The organism is Pseudomonas sp. NPDC089918 (genome assembly GCF_050280605.1).
In the GTDB taxonomy this organism is placed as follows: Bacteria; Pseudomonadota; Gammaproteobacteria; order Pseudomonadales; family Pseudomonadaceae; genus Aquipseudomonas.
The window spans coordinates 64,153-85,198 of the sequence record NZ_JBNNVP010000003.1 but is presented as its reverse complement, the minus strand read 5'-3'; the positions used below and the strand labels follow the sequence as shown (position 1 = coordinate 85,198).

Sequence of the window (21,046 nt, the reverse complement as noted above, 5' to 3'; positions counted from 1 at the left end):
ATTTTCGAGATTGACAAACATCGCGCCGACTTTTAAAACTGAGCACCTCATTCAGGGTGTAAGCAACCATGTCCGCAACCTTCAACCTCAACACTGTCGTCATTGGCTTGAATGCCAAGGCGCAAGGTTGCGTTGCGCACGCCCTTAAATCGAAGAAACAGTCGCTCATGTGACCGGGGCGCGCTGTCCCGTCAGATGAGCTGACAGGACATTGAGCGCGGCGGATACTCCCTCCTTCTTGCTGACTTCCTTCTACGCTTCTGACGGTGACGAAATCGGTCAACCTTCAGGAGAAAGTGCATGTCATCGTTTCAAGGTATCTGGGTTCCCATCGTTACACCGTTTCACGATGGCGCGATTGACTTCGCCGGGTTGCGGCGGCTGGTCAGTCATCTGCTGGAAAAAGGCGTCGATGGCATTGTGGTCTGCGGCACCACCGGGGAAGCCGCGGCGCTGGGCAAACATGAGCAACTGGCGGTGCTCGATGCGGTGCTGGAACAGGTTCCGCCAGAACGTGTGGTGATGGGCCTGGCCGGCAACAACCTTGCCGAGTTGCTGCAATTTCAAAGCGAAATCCTCAAACGTCCCTTGGCGGGTTTACTGGTTCCACCGCCGTACTACATCCGCCCTTCCCAGGCCGGCCTCGAAGCTTTTTTCAAGACCGTCGCCAATGCGTCCAGCGTCCCGGTGATTCTCTACGACATCCCCTATCGCACCGGCATCGCCTTCGAACAGGCGACCCTGCTCCGGATCGTCGCCCACGAGCGGATCGTCGCAATCAAGGACTGCGGCGGCAATCCAGCCACCACTCTTGCGCTGCTCTCCAGCGGCAAAGTCGATGTGCTGTGCGGCGAAGACCACCAGATCTTCGGCGCGTTATGCCTGGGTGCCACAGGCGCGATTGCCGCCTCGGCCCATGTTCATCCCGAGTTGTTCGTGACGCTGTATCAACAGATCCGCGACAACCAGTTAGCGGTCGGTCGAGCAACCTTCTTCCAGTTGCTGCCACTGATTCACAGCCTGTTCATCGAGCCCAATCCGGCCCCGGTGAAAACCGCCCTGGCCCTTGAAGGGTTGATCCGCGACGAGCTGCGATCGCCGATGCAACGCAGCAGTGAAGCCACGGCGGTGCGTTTGAAGGAAGTATTGGCAGTGCTGGAAAACAGCAATCGATAGAGCACACGCGCCCAGCCCGAGTACCATGGAGCGATTCACATAACGCGTCAGGGAATCGACATGCTTTACCGAATCGCCGCCGACGGGCTGGTGCTGTCTCACTTGCTGTTCATTCTGTTCGTGCTGTTCGGCGGGTTGCTGGTGCTCAAATGGCACCACTTGGCCTGGTGGCACCTGCCCGCCGCCGCGTGGGGCGTGACCGTGGAAGTTTTCCACCTGACGTGCCCACTGACCGAATGGGAAAACCTCATGCGCCACGCGGCCGGGCAAACCGGTTATGGCGGCGGTTTTATTGAACATTACGTGTGGCCGATTATTTATCCGGCCGGGCTGACCCCCACGATTCAGCTAGGGTTGGGCAGCGTGGTGCTGGCGATCAACGTGCTGATCTACCTGCGGCTGATGCGCTTATGGAAGCGGCGACATCCGACTCATTCAGGGCAATAACCGCTCTGGTTGAGTTCAGTTGGCAATGACGCTCATGTTCCGGCCACTGGCCTTGGCCACATACAGCGCCTTGTCTGCGGCGCCGATCAAATCTTCGGGCTGGCTCTGCGCCGTCTGGTTGTAGGCACAGACCCCCAGGCTGACCGTGACGAGGCCTTCGGGGCTGCCGCTATGCTTGATGTCGATTTGCTGAACCGCGCGACGGATCTTTTCCGCCACCAGAAACGCCCCCACATAATCGGTGCCGGGCAGCACCACCGTAAACTCCTCACCACCGAAGCGGGCAGCAAGATCGCCGGGGCGCTGGATGTTGTCGGTGATGACGGTGCTGATCTTGCGCAAACACTCATCGCCCGCCAAATGACCGTAATGATCATTGAAACTCTTGAAATGATCGACATCGATCATCAGCAACGCAAGGCTGGTGTGGGTACGTCTGGCACGGCCCATTTCCGCCAGGATGAACAGGTCGAATTGACGCCGGTTGGAAAGGCCGGTCAGTGCATCCTCCAGAGCCAGCAACTTGAGGCTATGGTTGACCTCAATGAGTTTTTCCTGAGCCTCCAGCAATTCGTTCTGAATATTATTCTGCTGCTTCATGACACGGATCAGGCGATAGCCGAGAACGCCCAGAAACCCCAGCAGCAATGAGACGATCCCCGCACTGAGCATTGACTCCTGCACCCAGCTGGCCAGGACTTCTTTTTTGTCGAGCGCGGCAAAAACGATAAGCGGATAACCCTCCACCCGCCGAAACCCCACCACCCGCTCCACCCCGTCCACGTAGGATCTGACGATTGCCGTACCGGAATCGCCCTTGGGCAACAGTTGGGTAAACAGCGGCCCCTTGGCGACGCTGGTGCCGATATCGGTTTCCTTGAACGGTCGGCGAACGACGATGGTGGCGTCGTCGGCGATCAAATTGACCACCCCGTTACTGCCCATGTCGATGCTGTTGTACAGGTCCAGGAAATGGTTGAGATAGATCGAGGCCACCACCACGCCGGCAAACCGGCCATCGGCGTGATTGATCCGGCGTGACACGGTCATGATCCACTCACCGGTCGAGCGGCTTTTTATCGCCGGACCGATATGAGGACCGCGGTCGGGATGATCACGGTGGTAGATGAAATATTCACGGTCGGAATTATTGGCATTGGGCGGTATGACGTTAATGGCGTTGGCGAGCCAGCGTCCTTCTTCGTCAAATACGAATAACCCATGGATCTGCGCCAGCTCACTGCGCTGGGCGTGGAGCAAGCGTTGCAGTCTGGGCATTTTCGCCGGTTCCATGCCGTCGATTTCGAGGCGATCCACCAAGGCAAACAGCAGCGTGTCGGCCTGCTTGATCGATGCCTGCGCCTGCGAGGCAAGGATTTGCGCCAGGTTGGACATCTCCACTTCGCTGCCGCGCAAATGGTACTGGCGCGCATTCCAGCCTTCACCGATCACGATGGCCGTCATGGACAGGCACACCGCAACGAGCAGGAAGACTGCGTATCGAACCTTGAGTTTCGACTCAACCTGCCCGGGTAACCAAGGCGTGGCGAGTCGGGTGCTTTCGATACGATCTTTGACGGACGGATGCCCCATGACGCTCCCTTAATCCCTTATGACATGGCGAATTTTCCCGTTCGCCCTTTTAGCGCCAGTCAGCCGTGGCTGGCGCTCAGACCACTATGACTCATCAACGAATACGATAGGTGATTTGCGCGAAAATGCTCATCGCCAACAATCGCAAGGCTACATCTGCGTCTGTTTCACCGCCTCAAGCCAGGCCGGATTCAATTGCGTCTGTTCGGTCTCAATGCCCAGCGCTTCCATCCGCGCCTTGTGCTGGTCCATTTCACGGGTCAGCTGGCTATGGTCGCTGGAGTTGCCGTCCAACTGGTGCATCTGGCTCAGTCCCAGATGATAAAAACGCAGCAGCTTCATGGCGCTCGGATCGCCCTTCTCCACTGCCACCGTGACCTGGTGCATGACGTTGGTGATGCTCATCAGGCTGCGCTTGAGCTGCCAACCGTAAACCGCTGGCGCCATCCATTCCTGGGTCCAGAACTTGCCGCGCATCAGCGCCGCCATCAGCAATAATGCGGCAAACACGCCGCCCACGTTGAAACGCAGATTGTCGCCGCCGGGCTCACCGAACAGCGCCACCGCCGCCGTGGACAGCACCATCGCCAGCGCCAGGAACATCAGGGCGATGATCACCGTGCTGCGCCGCGTCTGGCGTCGATAGGTTTCGGCATTCATTGGCTGGATTTCGAACATCGCGACGGGGTTCCTTGCATCAATGGTAGAAGGCTCTGTAGCAAAAAGACTGCGGGGCATTATCGCCTCCCCGAAGGATTTAGCTATGCTGGGGCTCCTTTTCATCTTTTCATCGTCAAACGGGGGAACATGGCGATACAGCGCAGTTCGTGCCATCTTCTCCATGGATACACACTATTCGGATGCCATGCGCCTGCCGGCGAGTGACATCGTTTTAAGGATCATTGAATGACCCAACGACATGTAATCAACGCCTCGGTCAGCCCTAAAGGCAGCCTGGAAACACTGTCCCAACGTGAAGTACAGCAACTGAGCGAAGCCGGAACCGGCCTCACCTACACCCTTTTCCGCCAGTGCGCCCTGGCCATCCTCAATACCGGCGCTCACGTCGATAACGCCAAGACCATTCTGGAAGCCTACAAAGACTTCGAAATCCGCATTCACCAGCAAGACCGTGGCGTACGCCTGGAACTGCTGAACGCCCCGGCCGACGCTTTCGTCGATGGCGAAATGATCGCCAGCACCCGTGAAATGCTCTTCAGCGCCCTGCGCGACATCGTCTACACCGAAAACGAACTCGACGCCTTGAGCATCGACCTGAGCACCTCCCAGGGCATCAGCGACTACGTCTTCCACCTGCTGCGCAACGCCCGCACCCTGCGCCCCGGCGTCGAACCGAAAATCGTGGTGTGCTGGGGCGGCCACTCGATCAACACCGAAGAATACAAATACACCAAGAAAGTCGGCCACGAGCTCGGCCTGCGCAGCCTGGACATCTGCACCGGTTGCGGCCCGGGCGTGATGAAAGGCCCGATGAAAGGCGCGACCATCGCCCACGCCAAACAGCGCATCCACGGTGGCCGCTACCTCGGCTTGACCGAACCCGGGATCATCGCCGCCGAAGCGCCGAACCCGATCGTCAACGAACTGGTGATCCTGCCGGACATCGAAAAACGTCTGGAAGCGTTCGTCCGTGTCGGCCACGGCATCATCATTTTCCCGGGCGGTGCAGGCACGGCCGAAGAGTTCCTGTACCTGCTCGGCATCCTGATGCACCCGGACAATGAAAGCCTGCCCTTCCCCGTGGTCCTCACCGGGCCGAAAAGCGCCGCGCCGTATCTGGAGCAGTTGCACGCCTTCGTCGGTGCCACCCTCGGTGAAGCCGCGCAGCAGCACTACGAGATCATCATCGACGACCCGGCTGAAGTGGCGCGGCAAATGACTCAAGGCCTCAAAGAGGTCAAACAGTTCCGCCGCGAGCGCAATGACGCGTTCCATTTCAACTGGCTGCTGAAGATCGACGAAGGCTTCCAGCGCCCCTTCGACCCGACCCACGCCAACATGGCCAACCTGCAACTGAGCCGCAACCTGCCCTCCCACGAACTGGCCGCCAACCTGCGCCGCGCGTTCTCCGGCATCGTCGCCGGCAACGTCAAGGACAAGGGCATTCGCCTGATCGAAGAACACGGGCCGTACCAGATTCGTGGCGATGCGGCGGTGATGCAGCCGCTGGACAAACTGCTCAAAGCCTTCGTCGCCCAGCACCGGATGAAACTGCCGGGCGGCGCGGAATATGTGCCGTGTTATCAGGTGGTGGCGTAGCAATATTGATGTGAGCTTTGACATCACCCCTGTGGGAACGGGCTTGCTCGCGAAGGCGGCGTAACAGTCGACATCTCTGTTGAATGTTAAGCAGCTTTCGCGAGCAAGCCCGCTCCCACACTTTGACAAGAAACCCCGCGTGCTGCGGGGTTTTGATCGTTCCCACGCTCTGCGTGGGAATGCCTCAACGGACGCTCTGCGTTCGGCTCTGGAAGGGACGCGGAGCGTCCCGGGCTGCATTCCCACGCAGAGCATGGGAACGATCATCCTCGCTAACCTCGTGGATCGAGGTTATCCAGCACCCGGTTCACCGCCAGCTCTCCGAGCATGACCACCGATTGAATCCCCAACATCACATTGCGATGTGGCATATCCATCAATCCGGCGAACTCACTGAGCATCATGCTCGCTGACGCCAGGGATTCGCAGGCGTTGACCAGCAGGGTTTCGTTATCGACCTTCGCACCCACATGGTAAATGGTGCTGGGTTTGCGCTGGATGGCTTTGGGGATGGGTGGTTTGAGGTAGTGGTCGAGGGCGCGGTCGGCGGCTTCGTGGAGTTTTTTGGAATCGAGGGATTCGTACGGGGAGGTTGGATCGGTTTCCGGTGGATTTGGTGTTGGTTTGAACATATGACGCTCCTAGAGTTATGGAGCCGCTACAAATCGCTGCTAAACGAAAAAGAGGTGGCGGCTGTACGCGGGTTAGCAGACCAGGACTCTAGAACCCGGCGCACCGAAGTGCCCCACGCAAAGCCGCCATAACATGAACGGTTAACGTTGTACGTCTAGAGATGACCCGGGCTGCTAAACCCGATCGCTGATTCGTCAGCGACCCGGAAACGATAGAGCCCGGCCTCAAGGCGCACAAGCCGGCGGATTCTGGCGTAGTCGTAGGCAACGGCGCAAGGCTGTGTAGTCGGAGTGAGTGTCTGGAGATGTCGATTAAACATCGCCTGTTTATTGGTCTGACTGTGGGTTTTGTGTTGGATGGGCCGGCCCCTTCGCGAACAAGCCCGCTCCCACAGGGGATTTTCGGTGAACACATTATTTGTGTACGCCCGAAATCCAATGTGGGAGCGGGCTTGCTCGCGAAGAGACCCGAAAAAAACACCCTCCAACTTTCGGTCAAACCACCGGATAAGTAAATTCGTCCCCTTTCCCTTCCAGTGCCGTCTTGTGGCGACTGGGCTTGGAATACTGGCGTTGCGGACGCGGCTCAAACTCTCGGGAAACCTTGGAGAGACTTGATCGCACATTGCGAGACGAGGTACATCAACAGGCACAGGTGCTGGGGTAGATTTGTGGGGATCCCTCAGGGACAGATTTATTTTCTGACCACTACGCCCGAAGAAAACAAATAAATCCGCCCCAAATCCGCCCCCCTTTTCCTTTATTCCCTACTCCCCCAAAACTACAGTTCAATAAAACTAAACGCCTGACGAAACGCTTGCTCTGTCGTGGGGGCTGCCTCTAATTTTTTCAAAGCCTCCTCTAGAGACAAAGGCATATCGTAAGGCTTCATCCCGCGACGAACAGCTATGCCATACAGCGCATACTCTTCATCATCACTATGTTCCCAATAAGGTACCCTACCGATGATCTGATAGATTTTAAAAATTTCATCATCAAACTCCATTAGGTCATACAGAAAATATGGCGCGTTTTCTAAGGTGGCACTCTGAGCGCACCAGATTTGGAACTCAGTTTTACTGATAGCCTCACAAAATAGACAGACAAGTACGAACCCCATCAACTCGTCGTTATAGCGCTCGAAATTCAACATAATTACATTCCTCCTATAGCTTCGCCACCGATATGCCCCGTCTTTTTATGTACCATCTCAGGAATCAATTGCATTCGGCCGTTATCCTGATGGTGATGCCATGTGTAACCATCAATTTTCCTAGCGCCCATTTCAATCAAAATAAGGGGACAGATTTATTTTCTGACCACTACGCCCGAAGCAAACAAATAAATCCGTCCCCTTATCCGCCATTCTTAAAATTTTTCGACGCTCAGTTTTCTGCACGCCAATCGACTAGCCCCTTAACATACTTAAGCTTATCCAACATAAAACTAGAAAAATCCACCGACAACACTTTAAACCCATCAGCTTCAGAGCTAATCTCCACTACCGACCAATTATCCCTGGAATCAAAAGCATATAGCACATCACTTGAGTTACCAGCAAATACATACACACCCTCATACCCATCTACTTCTCTACCAGACATAGAAGAATACTTTACTGGACCATCATTTACATAAAACGCAGCGTCTAGCTCACCGAATCCAAAGTCCGCAAGAAATTCCAGATAATCAGTAGGCACACCTCTTCGGTCCGAATCGTCAACGCCGTTCAGTATGGCATCAACATTAGATATACAGTCACCATAACCCCCTTCATAAAGCTCAGCGGATGTTATTGCGCCTATAAGCTTTCGCATTTCTACTGCATTTTTCATAGTTATCTACCAAATAATTTTTCTGCTGAACCTTGCGCTCTATTAATGCCTCCCTGATGTTCTACACCTCGTGACATAAGGGGATTTATTTTCTGACCATGCGCCCGAAGCAAAAAAAATAAATCCATCCCCTTTTCCTGATACCAGTTGAGAGCGGATAAGTAGCAGTTCGGTAGCTGCCGAATAGCAGAAAAGAATCAACAGTTCGGCAGATAAAACAACACCGGCACGAGGCCGGTGTTGAAGGTTGCCAGGGTTCAAGAGAACTCTATTTTGCACTCTGACAGAGGGATCGAGCGGCCATCGGAGATGGCAAATTGATCACCTTCAATTCGGGCAAGAAGCAGGCCACGAGCCTTTGCTCCTGACTCAACTGCCTCCCGCCAACCTTCTATATCTCCATGGTAAGACAACACATGAAATAGATGGCCATCCGGCATATAAATTTTGCAACTGTCGGACACAACGCCACCGCTAGTTGCCCTTATTGAACCTGCAGAATCCAAGATGGCGTTAAATTGTTTCTTGGCTTTACTCTTCCCATCGTCTTCGTAGTAAACAAACTCCACCCCCTCAACAGGTCTTAAGCCTGGCAGCGCACGTTGCCCACGCTGCTCAATTGTTCCGCCAAGAATTTGTTCCAACACTTCCCGATCACTACTCATTACACGCCTCACTTAGTCGCCGGAGTGATTAAAAACTTAAAGTTTTCGACGCCTGCCTCGGTAAATACTTTTGAATAGAAACTCGCCAACTCTGAATGCTAAAAAAAGGAGACAGATTTATTTTCTGAACGCTACGCCCGAAGCAAACAAATAAATCCGCCCCCTTTTCCTCACCGTGCGTAAGCGTGGACTCGCTCCGAAATGGCAGCAGCAATTGGAAGCCATTGACCGGCTACCTAAGAGCCAACAAAAATTCGTTGCACAGATATCGCTCAGGCCACGACTAAAGCGAGCAGTGAAGGAAGGGCTGTTTTGCAGTAAGTAGATAACACAACACCGGCACGGGGCCGGTGTAGGATGAGGATATCTATCAAATATGAGCAGAAATTCGTTTATATAAAAATTCATAAAAATCTGAAGCGTAATTAACATTCTCGCCAGATGGAAGCCGAAGACTCACGGGGCACTCACCATCTTTAAACCTTGAATAGTCAAAGAAAAAGACTTCCCCCATGTCAGTTCCGCTAATCACAAGCTTTTTTTCATCTACCAGATTATTTTTTGTGCCCACAATATGTTGATAGACAATATCTCCCCCATTGACACTCTCAAAGTCCACGCCATAGATACTGTAAATTTCTTCAGTACCAATTTCCCCACCCGCATACGTCTTTAAAAACCACTTGTACGACCCTGGCAGTTCTAGCCCTAGCCTCTGCTCCGCCTTCTTAATCCAGTCGTCACCCACGTGATCGACCTCACTACCAAAGCACACGATATCAGGATGCAGTGATACTAAATCCTCAATTTGATGCGCCGTAATTTGGCTCATTCCCAACTCCTAAAATCTGCAGATCGTCGCTGCCAGTACTGCACCTTCCACTTATCAAAAGCTGCCCTATCAATACAAGAAACAAAGGGGACAGATTTATTTTCTGACCACTACGCCCGAAGCAAACAAATAAATCCGTCCCCTTTCCCGTCCCCTTTCCCTTCCCTATTCCCCTTACTTTAGAACGCTCAGTAACAGCGCTCGGGCTATATGGATCATCCACCACAGATGGTTTACCACCACTGAGCCCACTCGCACCTCCATCTTTTGCACCTTTTTAATTCTCAATCTCTAAGGTATGCCCTCCCCTGAAAAAATCGGCCTGAATATCAGAGATAACCGTATCGATATCCTCGGAAGTCATAATCTGATGTTGGTTAGGCACGTCCCAAAACCTCATGGAGTTTCTATACACCACAAAGCCCATTTTATCGTTACCAGGAAAGAACATCTCGCCTTGAGCGGTCGCCGTTCTATCTCCAATTTTTACTTTGATATGACCTCGAGAGACTTCAAGAATCACTGCTCACCCCTCACATAAATAACTTTCTCGCCCATTGTTACAGGATCGATAGTAATAATTTTATCTACGTTAGGATTTTTCATCAACGCAGGCAACTCTGCTGTTTCCCACACGTTTCCGGGACGTAAACTCTGTCCGATTACTGCACGCACGGTCCCAGAAACTCCATTTGCATACTGAGCAGAGATGTCTTGCCATGCCTTCACAACGACTGGATTTGTAGCGTCCCATGCTGGCATTTGTATACCACGGCCATCAATGCTTCAAGGGTTGTTCCTCCTTGTTGCGTAGCAATCTGCTGGGCTATATCTGCACCACCAACCCCATCAGTTCGACCAGACCAGAAAAACGCCTCATTTGGATTAGTCGATACGCCTTTTGCACCCGCAATCTTCGCCTCAGCCGCCACCAACTCCGCCAGATTACCCCCAGCCTTTGGCCTCAGTCCACCCTCGGCGGTTTCGTAATAAAAGATGCCATCAGAGCCGACGACTTCAGTATTACCGGTCCTGGTATTAACGACCCGACGATAGCCATCCGGCAATGCACCCGTCTCGTTAAACGCCGCTCCTGCTGAGCTACCCTCACGATACCCCGCTGGAAGTACAACGTTGTCAGCGGCTTTAATGACCGTACTACCCGCCCCCAACTTCGCCAGCGTCTTAACCCGGTTCACCGGAAGGAAGTTCAACGCAAATTCAACGTCGCTTTGCGCACGGATCGCGGCGCTGGCGGTGGTGTTACCTTGCATGTCGTACAGGGTTGCCAATGCCGCTTTGGTTTGGCTCGCCTCGACGCTACTCATCAACGAGTCGACCGGGTGCTTGGTCAGCCCTACCAGGCCATTGGCGATTTGTTCGCTGCCTTGCGCCGGATTGCTCAGCAAGGCCCACGCCGAACCCGCTGCCTCCGACAATGCCTTCCCCGCACCTTGGGTGCTGCCGGTTACCGTGCCCCAATCTGTCAGGCCCGGGCTGACCGCCAGGTTCTTGCGGTAGAAGTTGGCGTATTCACCACTGAGATCGCCCGCGTAGAAGCCCTGCAGGTTGACGACGTTGATGGATTTGTCCGCGTACTGCGTCGCATGGGTGCTGCTGTAGTTGGCAATTAACGCGGCGGTTTCGGTGGGGGTGTAGGTTTTCGCGGGACCGATTGCCGGAATATCCGTCGCTGCTGCGGGTGCGTACGTGGCACCCAGCGGTGAAAGCGCGATGCCCAAGTGTTTGACCGTCATGGCATCGGGCGCAGCACCTTGGCCGCTCAGCACACCGTTCCAGTCTTTGTCGGTGTAATAAACCAGCGCTTTGGCCAGGCGTCTTTCCGCTTCTGCAGGGCTGAGTCCGGCTTCCTTCGCCAGACTGTCGGCCTGTTTCTTCAGTGAACAAAGGGGACAGATTTATTTTCTGACCACTACGCCCGAAGCAAACAAATAAGTCCGTCCCCTTTTCCGTGAGTATCTGGAGATGTCGATTAAACATCGCCTGTTTATTGGTCTGACTTTGGGTTTTGTGGTGGATGGGCTTGCTCGCGAAGAGCCCAGAAAAAAACGGCAGAACCATCGGATAGGCGGGAAATAGCAGTAGCAGTAGGGACAGACGGTTTTTTCTAACTCATCAAAAATCGTGGTCTGCCCCCTATTCCTCTTTCGAATGGCGCTGCTCATTTAACGTACCTCTCCGGAAAGCCTGCTAGCTCTACCTGTAAGTATCTATCCTTTCACTGTTCATCAATCCAGACAGCCTTAATCCAAGCACCTAGAGTTGGCCAACTTTCTGATGAGGTACCATCGTGCGCCCAAAACCTGATATCTCCTTCGTCCGATATACAGTAGTAGTTTCCATTATCCTCACAAAATGGAAGCCATGTTTTAGGGACTCCGGCGCTCCAAGCCTCTCTTGCGGCATGTAAAAGCTCTCTAGGATGACTTTGTGCAGAAGTAACTCTTAGTGCATCTTTCCCATTAAAAACACTATCACTGGCCTCCTTAAGAAAAACTCTATACTCATCAGAAATGGTCACCCCTAGCTCTCTTTCATAGGAATTTAGGAGACTTTCGTCTGGCAGCTCCTGCCGCACAGGCAAACTCATCCTGACGCTTTTAAGCTCGGCAATAGCTGAGTGAATATCAACAATCATCGCAACACCTCCCAGTCAGAAGTCCAAAGATCTGGACTTCCAATAATTTTTCTTCCATTTTTCAAATTGCGCCCGGTTGATCCCAGACGGAATTTCGCTACCAGAGTTGATATGAATCACACCGCTGTTCTTCTGGTGAAAACTCTGGGTGACCTCAGCAATTGGACCATCCTGCGTCTGAAGCATGTGGTGAAGATTTACCTTCTTCCCGTCAGTACCATACGGCGCCAAGCCATTTTCCATCAACTGTTTATTAGTAAGGCCGGTACTTGCGTCAACCCTGCTGGCGTCTATGAGGTCATTCCTTTGATATACCTTGTTCCCGTTAAACTGCACTGGTTCTTGTGACCAGTACGTTCGTTGCTGCCCGAAGAAAGTATCTGCGTGCTTGTCTAGTCCAGTTGTCCCTTTTACACCACCTGCAAAATAATCAGCAGGCAGATCACAAGGCCCCGTATTGTGTACCCAGGTCTTGAGATTTCCAACGTAAAACGTATGCCCCACATCGACCGTCAGGTTGTAGGTTTTACCGTCGGGCAGGTACAGCTCAAGCGACTCGACTTCGGACGAGGTGTTTTCGGTGTCGCCATCAGCCAGTGATTGCAGCAGGTCGCCAGGTTTCAGGTTGATGACTGGAATGAAGTCGCGCTTGGCCGGGACATAGAAGGGGTGGCTTGGCGTGACCATCAGGGTTTCGCCTTCGGCTTTGCCGTCGCCACGAACGTTTTTGAGCTTTAGGCGATAGATCGGCTGGTCCGAACGCTGATGTGTCGCCAGGATGGTAGCGGCGAACGGCTTGCCGCCCTTCTCGGGTTTGCTCCAGACCACATCGCCGACCTTGAGCGATTCAATCGTGCGATCGCCTTGCGGTGTAGAGACTTTTGTTCCTGCGGCGAAGCAGCAAGGTCCTTTGTTTTCTGCCAGAGCACGAGTAATGGACAGCCCGTTTGCCTGTTTGCCTGCTGCTCCAAGCTCCGCCAACGTCTTGGCCCGGTTTACCGGAAGGAAGTTCAACGCAAATTCAACATCGCTTTGCGCACGGATCGCGGCGCTGGCGGTGGTGTTACCTTGCATGTCGTACAGGGTTGCCAATGCCGCTTTGGTTTGGCTCGCCTCGACGCTGCTCATCAACGAGTCGACCGGGTGCTTGGTCAGCCCTACCAGGCCATTGGCGATTTGTTCGCTGCCTTGCGCCGGATTGCTCAGCAAGGCCCACGCCGAACCCGCTGCCTCCGACAATGCCTTCCCCGCACCTTGGGTGCTGCCGGTTACCGTTCCCCAATCCGTCAGGCCCGGGCCGCCCGCCAAGTTCTTACGGTAGTAATTGGCGTATTCATAACTGAGATCGCCTGTGTATAGCCCTTGCAGGTTGATGGCATTGATTGAGTTGTCCGCGTACTGCGCCGCATGGGTGCTGCTGTAGTTGGCGATTAACGCGGCGGTTTCGGTGGGGGTGTAGGTTTTCGCAGGACCGATTGCCGGAATATCCGTCGCTGCTGCGGGTGCGTACGTGGCGCCCAGCGGTGAAAGCGCGATGCCCAAGTGTTTGACCGTCAGGGCATCGGGCGCCGCACCTTGGCCACTCAGCACACCGTTCCAGTCTTTGTCGGTGTAATAAACCAGCGCTTTGGCCAAGCGACTTTCAGCTTCTTCAGGGCTGAGTTTGGCTTCCTTCGCCAGACTGTCCGCCTGTTTCTTCAGAAGCGGAATTTCGTCTGGATGAAGTTGGCGGTTGTACTGATCGGCCATCAGCGAAACCCAGGCCGCTTTCTCAACGTCTTTACCAGCAAGACCGGCGGCGGTCAGGCCGACGATTTGTGCGGCGGCCTCGCGATATTCCGGCTGCGTTTTGAAGACATCATTCAAGGCGCCAGCCATGGCCTGGCTGGCACCGGCGGCCACCGCACCGGTCGCGAAGTCGCCGCCGGTGGCCGAGGACATCGCGCCGCCCATCATGGCGTGCAGCGCGGTTCGTCCGGCGCCACCCTCGGCCCACAGCGCCATACCGACCGAGTCTTTATCGGCCGCTGCCTTGAGGTACTCTTTCTGAGCGAAGCTGCCGACCTGGCTGAACCCCACAGCCGCGGCAACGGTCCCGGCCTGGGCCACGAGTTCATCGACCAGGTTGTCGCCCAGGCTGCCGCCGTTGACTGCGGTTTTGACCACGCCCGAGGTAACGCCTTGTGCGCCGGCATGCACGGCGAAACCACCTATGCCCTCAAGAGTAGATAAGTCAAAACCCTTGGTGATGCCGTTGTAAGGCTTGGTTGTCCCGCCCAATTTCGGGTCGATCACGCCGGTGGTAAACCCGGCGACCATCCCGGAAATGGCGGCGTTTTTCAGGCTGTCGCTGCTGAAAGTGTCTTTAACAGCCGCGCCCAGATTACCCTTGTTGTTGATGACGCTAACGGCACCCGTGCTGGCCATGGACGTCATCGCCGCCGTGGCCATGACGTTGCCCCAACCAGCCCCGACATAGGTCGCCCCGGCGGCCACTGCCTCGGCAGTCGTCGCCGCCGCCATGGCGGAGGCGGTGCCGGCCTGAGCCCCGGCCGCCGCGCCAGCCAGACCACTGGCCGCACCTGCGGTGAGGATCGTCACGATGATGATGATCGCCAGCATCGCGCCCTGGCCCAGGCTGGAGTGGCTGTACTTGAAGGAGTCATGCACCTCCTTCACTTGGCGCCAGTCCACATCCCCGCGTTTTTCCGCTTCCTTGACCCAGGCCAGTTGCGGGTCGGCCTTGACCATCGCATCGATGGTCTGGCTGACGGTGTTTTGATTGATCTGTTTGATGTCGATTTTCAGCCCATCGACAGCCCGAATGGCCAACGAGCCTTGGGCAATCAGCGTGCTCTGACGCAACGTTTCATCGGTATTGCCCTTGCCCTTGGAGCTGGTCCAGGCCAGGTCGCTCTTGCTCTTGGTGTGGCTTTCGTCGTGGTAGTCCTTGACCCCCTCAAAGGCGATTGCACCGCCACTTTCAAGAATCAGGTCTTTGCCACTGTTGAGCTTGGCGACCTGGTAGCGCTGATCGCCGGCACTGGCGAGGGTGAGGCGGCCGCCGGTGTTGATCTCGGTACCGACGTGGGTGATCTGAGTGACTTCATCGCGCTGGGCCTTCTTGGCGCCCCAATTACCCTTCTCCTTCATGTCATACAGCGTATGCATACTGTTCTGCGCGGCCAGCAGGCTCAGCTTGTTGCCGCTGTACAGATACGCTTCATTGCCGGCGCTGATCTTGCTGGCGATGAGGTTGATGTCGCGGGCGGCCTGGGCGTTGAAGTTGTTGCCCGCGCTCAGGACGCTGGCGGCCTGGGTGGTGCGGTCGTTTTCTTCGGTGATGCGTTTTTTGCCGTCCTTGGTTTTGCTGGCGACGTTGTGGATGTCGTCGGCAGAGGTCACGTTGAAGTCCTGGCCGGCCTTGACGGTCAGGTTGTTCCCGGCCTTGACCTGGCTGGCAATGACATTGACGTCGCGGCCCGCGTCCACGGTCAGGTTGCCGCCGACAGTAACGGTCGCGGCGAGGTTCTTCACGTCAGTGGTGATGCTCGACTTGTGGCCGCCGTCGCTGAATTCGTGTTTCTCGCTGGTATCGGTTTTGGCCGCCAGGTTGATGTCCTGGCCTGCCGTCAGGGTCGCGTTGCCGCCACTGCTCAAGGCGCCGTGGTTGGTCAGGTCGCGGCCGGCCGCAACGGCCAGGTTTTCCCGGGCGCTGATGCTGCTGCCCGCATCGGTCAGGGTGCGCATGCCGGCGCCGTCACGAACCTGAATCGCGGTGCGGTCGTTGATGATGTCGCCCTTGAGGGCGACAAGGCTGACCTGGCTGGCGCGAATCTCGCCGGCCATGGCGTTGCGAATGCTGTCTTGCGCCAGTATTTGCAGGTCGTTGCCGGCCTCGACCAGCCCGCCCTGGTAGACGCTGCCGGCGCTTTGGACGTTGAGGTTGTTGCTGGCGCGCAGCGTGCCGACGTTGACCAGATCGCCGCCGGTGAACAGGTTCAAGTCCCGGCCCTGGATCAGGCTGCTGCCGCGTACGTTGCGGTTATCCGCCTGGGCCAGGTACAGCACCGGCACGAGGACTTTTTGCCCGTCGACGATGCGGTTTTCCATCCAGACAATGTCATGGGTCAGCGCGCTGACCTGCTCGCCCGTCAACGTGACGCCAAGGCTCAGGCGCAGTGCGTCTTTGCTGGCGAGGGCGTTATCCATCAGGTAGCGGTATTGGTCGTAATCGCTGGTCAAACCGCCGGCGAGAAAACGCTGGCCGGTTTTCGCCAGCACCGCATCGCGAATCAGGCGCTGCTCGTAGAGGCCATCGCCGAGTCGACGCCAAGTGCTGTCGGCGTTGACGTTCAACAGTTTGAGCAGGTAGTCCGAACCAAAGAACTGCGACAGGTTCGTGAGGTTCGGGTTGGTCTCGATCAGGTAGCGGCTTGTCGGGTCGGGGTTCTTGATGAACAACCCGTAATCGCCCTTGGGCGTTTGAAAATTCGGCCCGGCCGTCGGGTCCACAGAGGTGAAAGGTAACCCGCTGTAATCCACCGGTTTGAAGACGGTCTGTACGCTGCCATCCGCCGCGATACGCTCGATGGGTTGCACAGCGGCAGGCGTCACGGCGGCGGCACCGGTCGCCTGCGGGGTGAGGTTGATATTGACCTCACCTACCCCGACGCCGGTCTGGTCGTCGCCCAGCGTACCGGTCAGTTGTTCGAGCGTGTTCTGGTGCAGCGTGCCGTTTTGCACGGTACGCGTGACGTTGAGGTTGACGGTGGCGCCGGCCTGAATGGTCGCGGCGTAGGTCGGTTCAGGGTTGTCGGTCCAGACGGTGACATTGCTGCGCTCCTGGAAGCGGCTGTCGCTGGAACGCGATTTCAGCAGTTCGAAGCGGGCGTCGTCGTAGTTCCCGGCGGCAACGGCCGCGTTGAAGGCCGGGACGTCGACGTACTCCATCTGATCCCAATAACCGGTGGAAATGCGCCTCGGTGTACGGATCACGATGGTGTTCTGCCCGGTGCGAGTGGACGCGCCCTGGTTGAGCAGGTCATCGGCAATGATGGTCAGGTTGTTGTTGGCGGCCAGCAGGCTGTAGCGGTTCTGCACGCTTGAGGCCTGGATGTTGAGGTCTTTGCCTGCAACCAGGCGCGCCGAAGCAGAGTCTTTGATGGCGCGCTCGATGAACGTTTGGCCAATGGTGATCCAGCCGCGTTTGAAGGAGTCATGTCCGCCACAGTGTTGGCTGCACGCCCACTTCAAGGTGCCGCTCACCCGTTGTTGTTCCAGCTCGAATTCGGCCTTGGCGTTTTCCAGCGAGACGGCGTGAAGGCTGATGTTGCCTTGGCTTTCGACGGTCCCGGAGAGGTTTCTGAAGCTTTGCGCGGCGGCGCCGTCGATGCCGGCGAAGCTAAGATTGCCGGCGCTGTAGAGGTCGCCATACCAGTTGAGCAGGCTACTGGCGCGCAAGGTCATGTCGCCGCCGCTGAACAGCAATGTATCGGCGCCGTTGGTGATGCCACCGGTGGCGGTGAGGTTGACTTTGCCTTGGGCACCCAGTGTGCCGCGGTTGTCGATTTGCGCCGCGTCGATGCGCAGGTTCTGGCGGGCAGTCAGGTAGCCGAGGTTATCCAGCGTACCGCTCAGGTTGAGGCGTGTGTCGGTGCCGGCCCCCATGCGTCCGCCGTTCTGGCGCACGTCATGGGCGGTGATAGCCAGCATTTTTTGCGCGGATAACCGACCGCTGTTGAACAGATCGCCCGTAAGGTTCAGCGTGAGATCGCCATCGCTGAGCAGCTCGCCACCGTTGCTCAGGCTGCCAAGGTTGAGCACCAGAGCGCTGCTGCTGGCCAGGCGATCGCCGGACTGAAGCGTCAGCGAGTCGCTGGTGTAAGTCAGGGCCTCGTTGAGCTGTGCACGCCCCAGCCCATCCACCGCGCCAAAGTTCCAGTCGCCGCTGCCCAGGCCGGTGATATCACCACCGGCACCGGTCAGGCGATCGAGGTGCAAGGTAAATAACCCGGTGTTGGCGTGTTCGAGGGTCCCGGTACGGTTATCCAGCGTGCTGGATTTGAAACTGAACGACGAGTTACCGACCTCGATGGTGCCGTTGTGGTTATTGACGGTGTCGCTGAAATCGAGCGTGCTGATGTCGTCTGTCGAGACGTGAAGAGTATTGACGTTGTTGCCCAGCGCACGGATCCGCCCGGAAGCGCTGTTGTCCAGCGTGCCGCCCTGGAGTACAAGCCAGGTGTTGGATTCGATCAGGCCGCCTTGGTTGGTCAGTTGGTCGGCCGTCAGGTCAACGGTGTTGCCACTGAGCTGTCCACCGCTGTTGTCCAGCGTGGAGCCTTTGAACACCAGCGCGGTCTTGGCGAAGAGTTTGCCGGCGCGGCTGGTCAGTGAATCGACGGTCAGCTTCAGTTCACCCGCCAAGCTGGCGATCATGCCGGCCTTGGTGCCATCGCTGCTGTTATCGAGACTGCCGGCGGTCACCTCGACGGTGTCGCCCTGGATCGTGCCGCCAAGGTTGCCGATGCTGCCCTTGCCGAGCTTCAGGCTGGCAAGCCCACCGTCGGCGAGAATAACGCCGCCGCTGTTGTCTAGTCGGTTCCCGCTGTAGGTCAACCCACCGGACCCTGCGACCAGTTGCCCCTTCTGACCGTTGAGCAAAGTGGCCGCCTGAAGGCCCAGTTGCTGGCCGCGAATCGTGCCACCCTGGTTATCGATCAGGCTCGCGCCGGTGACGGTGGCCGTGTTGTTACCGGCATCGATCACTCCCGTCAGGTTGCTCAACAGGTTGCTGACATTCAGGACAACATCGCCGCCATTGCTGACCAGTGCGCCCTTGCCGTTGTTGATCAGGCGTTGAGCGTCGACCTGGATGGTTTTACCGAGCACTGTGCCAGCGCTGTTGTCCAGCCAGCCACCTTGCAGCAAAAGGCCGCCGTCGCTCTGAATGCGCCCTTTGTTATTGAGCAACTGCGCCTTGATGGCCGCCGGATCGAAAATCAGGCTTATGCCCTGGGCGCCTGCCGCCAGCAGCCCCGCGTTGCTGTTGTCGAGCCCCGAGGCGTTCAGATCAACGCGCTCGCCGACGATTTTCCCGCCGCGGTTGTCGACCTGCCCACCCGGCGCGCGAATGCTGACCTTGGTCCCCAGCACGCTGCCGCGCTGGTTATCGAGGCTCGAGGCTTTCAGATCGAGGTCACCGTTGACCGCCAGCAGCCTGCCGCCCTGGTTGATGACCTCCTGGCCCGTGACTGAAAGCTGGTTTTGCGCCTGGAGAGTGCCCGAAGTGTTGTCGAACCTACCGCGGGTCTTCACCTGCGCATTACCGGCGCTGGCAGAAAGCAGGCCGGAGCGATTATCAAGCGTGGTGGTATCGACAATAAGGCCGCCAGCGTCGATTTGCCCGCCACGGTTATCCAGCTGGCGGGCGGTGATTGTCAGGCTGCCGCCCAGCACCTGGATCAGGCCTTCGCGGTTGTCCAGGCTGTCGAGTTGCAAGGACGCCGCCTGCCCCGCGCCAAAGCGGATCACCCCTGCCAGGTTGACGATGGCCGGTGTATTGATCACCAGCGACTGGTCACCGACGATTCGCGCAGCAGCGCCCTGATTGGTCACCCGGGCGCTGGTCAGATCGACCGCCGCGCCCTGAACCACGCCTTGATTGGTCAGGGTTGTGTTCGCACGGATGCTCAACGAGCGACTGGCTTCAAGACTGCCGCTGTTGGTTACGGAGGGGCTGGTGATGCTCAGGTCGCCCGTGGTGTTGCGGCTGTTATCGGCCTCGATGCCGGCGGCAATCACGCCGGAGTTACTGAGTTTTCCCGCATTGATGTCGATGCGGTTGCGGGCGGCCAGACTCTGCCGGTTGACCAGCTCGCCGGGCGTACGTACATCGACGCTGCCGGCGTAAGCCTTGCCGGTCATCTCGACACTCTGCGCGTTGACCCGCAAGGCACCTTGGGCCGATGTCTGCGCCATGCTCAGATGGCCACCGGCATCGATTTGAATATCGCCGGCACTGGCAGCCATGTTGCCCGCCAGCTTGACCCCGACGCCCTGCTCGGTGCCCACCAGTTTGATGGTGTTGGCATACATCCCGCCCAGCGCCGCCGCATCGATTGCCAGTTGAGGCTTGTCGGCATCACGGGCCGCGCGAGGGGTGGTGGCCAGGCTGTCGGCGTTGACGTTGTTGGCACCGGTAATGACATTCAATTGCCGGGCATGGATGTCTGCGTTGATCTTCGCCGAACGGGTAATCAGGTCGAATTGATCAATGTTGGCCGCATCAAGCCCCATGCCATCGATGGTGATGCTGCCGCCATCAACCTCGAAGTGATCAAGCTTGCCGCTGCCATCGAGTACAGGCTTGCCGGTGCTGAGGGTCACGCGCGGCGTGTTGATGAAGCCGCAACCGTTACAGCTCACGCCGTAAGGGTTGGCAATGATGACCCTTGCTGACCGACCTGCCACTTCGGTGTAGCCGTTGAGCTGGCTGGGGCTACCGCCGTTGACTTCGTTGAGGATGGTGCCGGCTGCCCGTCCACCGAGCTGGCTGTTGCCCAGGATGTGGCCGCCCAGTTGGGTGTTCTGCACCGCGTTCGTCGCGTTGTTGAGGATCACGCCCTGGCGACCGACGTTGTAATCCTTGAACTGGTTGTGCGAGAGCCCGGCACCGTTGGGCGCGGCAATATTGATCACCGGTACGCCGTTGCCGGCCTGCCCTATGCCGGTCTGGGTGTTGCCACTGACGGCGATGCCCTCGGCCTGGGCCCAGATCGGCTGCCAGAACATGACGTTCGCCAGCAGCAATGCCAGCAAGCGTTTGGGCATGCCCAGGAAGTGCGTGCGAGGGGCCACGGCAGCCGAAGGCTGGCGGGACAGAAAGGCAAGCTGGTGAACGTCCATATTCAGAATCTCGACGC

Annotated in this window: 16 protein-coding genes; 3 read left to right on the top strand and 13 right to left on the bottom strand. The window is 56.9% G+C overall.

Annotated features, from left to right (window positions below; genetic code table 11):
* Positions 1–300 precede the first annotated feature (300 nt).
* Both dapA and ACQKPC_RS03125 read left to right on the top strand, forming a co-directional pair.
* Positions 301–1,176 carry a 4-hydroxy-tetrahydrodipicolinate synthase gene (dapA, locus tag ACQKPC_RS03130; RefSeq protein ID WP_427623074.1) on the top strand — a complete coding sequence of 292 codons (876 nt, stop codon included), beginning with the start codon at positions 301–303 and terminating at the stop codon, positions 1,174–1,176.
* 60 nt (positions 1,177–1,236) lie between these two features.
* The gene (locus ACQKPC_RS03125) at positions 1,237–1,623 is read left to right on the top strand and encodes a DUF2784 domain-containing protein (RefSeq protein ID WP_427623073.1); all 387 of its coding nucleotides are present in this window, start codon (positions 1,237–1,239) and stop codon (positions 1,621–1,623) included.
* Positions 1,624–1,638: 15 nt separating this feature from the next.
* Here ACQKPC_RS03125 and ACQKPC_RS03120 read toward each other — a convergent pair whose 3' ends face one another.
* Positions 1,639–3,216 (bottom strand): sensor domain-containing diguanylate cyclase, encoded by a 1,578-nt coding sequence (locus tag ACQKPC_RS03120; RefSeq protein ID WP_427623072.1) that lies wholly within the window; start codon positions 3,214–3,216, stop codon positions 1,639–1,641.
* Positions 3,217–3,366: 150 nt separating this feature from the next.
* Positions 3,367–3,894 carry a DUF3087 family protein gene (locus ACQKPC_RS03115; RefSeq protein WP_427623071.1) on the bottom strand — a complete coding sequence of 176 codons (528 nt, stop codon included), beginning with the start codon at positions 3,892–3,894 and terminating at the stop codon, positions 3,367–3,369.
* A 228-nt stretch (positions 3,895–4,122) separates the two neighbouring features.
* On the opposite strand from ACQKPC_RS03115, the gene ppnN reads away from it, so the two are divergent.
* Positions 4,123–5,496 (top strand): nucleotide 5'-monophosphate nucleosidase PpnN, encoded by a 1,374-nt coding sequence (gene ppnN / locus ACQKPC_RS03110; protein ID WP_008075186.1) that lies wholly within the window; start codon positions 4,123–4,125, stop codon positions 5,494–5,496.
* 272 nt (positions 5,497–5,768) lie between these two features.
* Here ppnN and ACQKPC_RS03105 read toward each other — a convergent pair whose 3' ends face one another.
* From ACQKPC_RS03105 to ACQKPC_RS03055, 11 genes are all read right to left on the bottom strand, one after another.
* Positions 5,769–6,128: a DUF6124 family protein gene (locus tag ACQKPC_RS03105; RefSeq protein WP_427623070.1), complete on the bottom strand. Its 360-nt coding sequence runs from the start codon at positions 6,126–6,128 to the stop codon at positions 5,769–5,771.
* 781 nt (positions 6,129–6,909) lie between these two features.
* Positions 6,910–7,281: a hypothetical protein gene (locus tag ACQKPC_RS03100; RefSeq protein ID WP_427623069.1), complete on the bottom strand. Its 372-nt coding sequence runs from the start codon at positions 7,279–7,281 to the stop codon at positions 6,910–6,912.
* 2 nt (positions 7,282–7,283) lie between these two features.
* Complete coding sequence (locus ACQKPC_RS03095; protein ID WP_427623068.1) at positions 7,284–7,412, bottom strand: HNH endonuclease; 129 nt, start codon at positions 7,410–7,412, stop codon at positions 7,284–7,286.
* 101 nt (positions 7,413–7,513) lie between these two features.
* Entirely contained in the window at positions 7,514–7,963 is a 450-nt protein-coding gene (locus ACQKPC_RS03090; RefSeq protein ID WP_427623067.1) for an SMI1/KNR4 family protein, read from the bottom strand.
* A gap of 257 nt (positions 7,964–8,220) precedes the next feature.
* Complete coding sequence (locus ACQKPC_RS03085) at positions 8,221–8,628, bottom strand: hypothetical protein (protein ID WP_427623066.1); 408 nt, start codon at positions 8,626–8,628, stop codon at positions 8,221–8,223.
* A gap of 370 nt (positions 8,629–8,998) precedes the next feature.
* Positions 8,999–9,460 (bottom strand): SMI1/KNR4 family protein, encoded by a 462-nt coding sequence (locus ACQKPC_RS03080; RefSeq protein WP_427623065.1) that lies wholly within the window; start codon positions 9,458–9,460, stop codon positions 8,999–9,001.
* Between the two features lie 277 nt (positions 9,461–9,737).
* Positions 9,738–9,983 carry an Imm74 family immunity protein gene (locus tag ACQKPC_RS03075; protein ID WP_427623064.1) on the bottom strand — a complete coding sequence of 82 codons (246 nt, stop codon included), beginning with the start codon at positions 9,981–9,983 and terminating at the stop codon, positions 9,738–9,740.
* Positions 9,980–10,135, bottom strand: coding sequence for a hypothetical protein (locus tag ACQKPC_RS03070; protein ID WP_427623063.1), 156 nt, complete (start codon positions 10,133–10,135; stop codon positions 9,980–9,982). The genes ACQKPC_RS03075 and ACQKPC_RS03070 overlap by 4 nt, the downstream gene beginning before the upstream one ends.
* Positions 10,136–10,185: 50 nt before the next feature.
* Positions 10,186–11,250: a hypothetical protein gene (locus ACQKPC_RS03065; RefSeq protein ID WP_427623062.1), complete on the bottom strand. Its 1,065-nt coding sequence runs from the start codon at positions 11,248–11,250 to the stop codon at positions 10,186–10,188.
* 449 nt (positions 11,251–11,699) lie between these two features.
* Complete coding sequence (locus ACQKPC_RS03060; protein WP_427623061.1) at positions 11,700–12,119, bottom strand: SMI1/KNR4 family protein; 420 nt, start codon at positions 12,117–12,119, stop codon at positions 11,700–11,702.
* Positions 12,120–12,134: 15 nt separating this feature from the next.
* Complete coding sequence (locus ACQKPC_RS03055; RefSeq protein ID WP_427623060.1) at positions 12,135–21,029, bottom strand: DUF637 domain-containing protein; 8,895 nt, start codon at positions 21,027–21,029, stop codon at positions 12,135–12,137.
* Positions 21,030–21,046 lie beyond the last annotated feature (17 nt).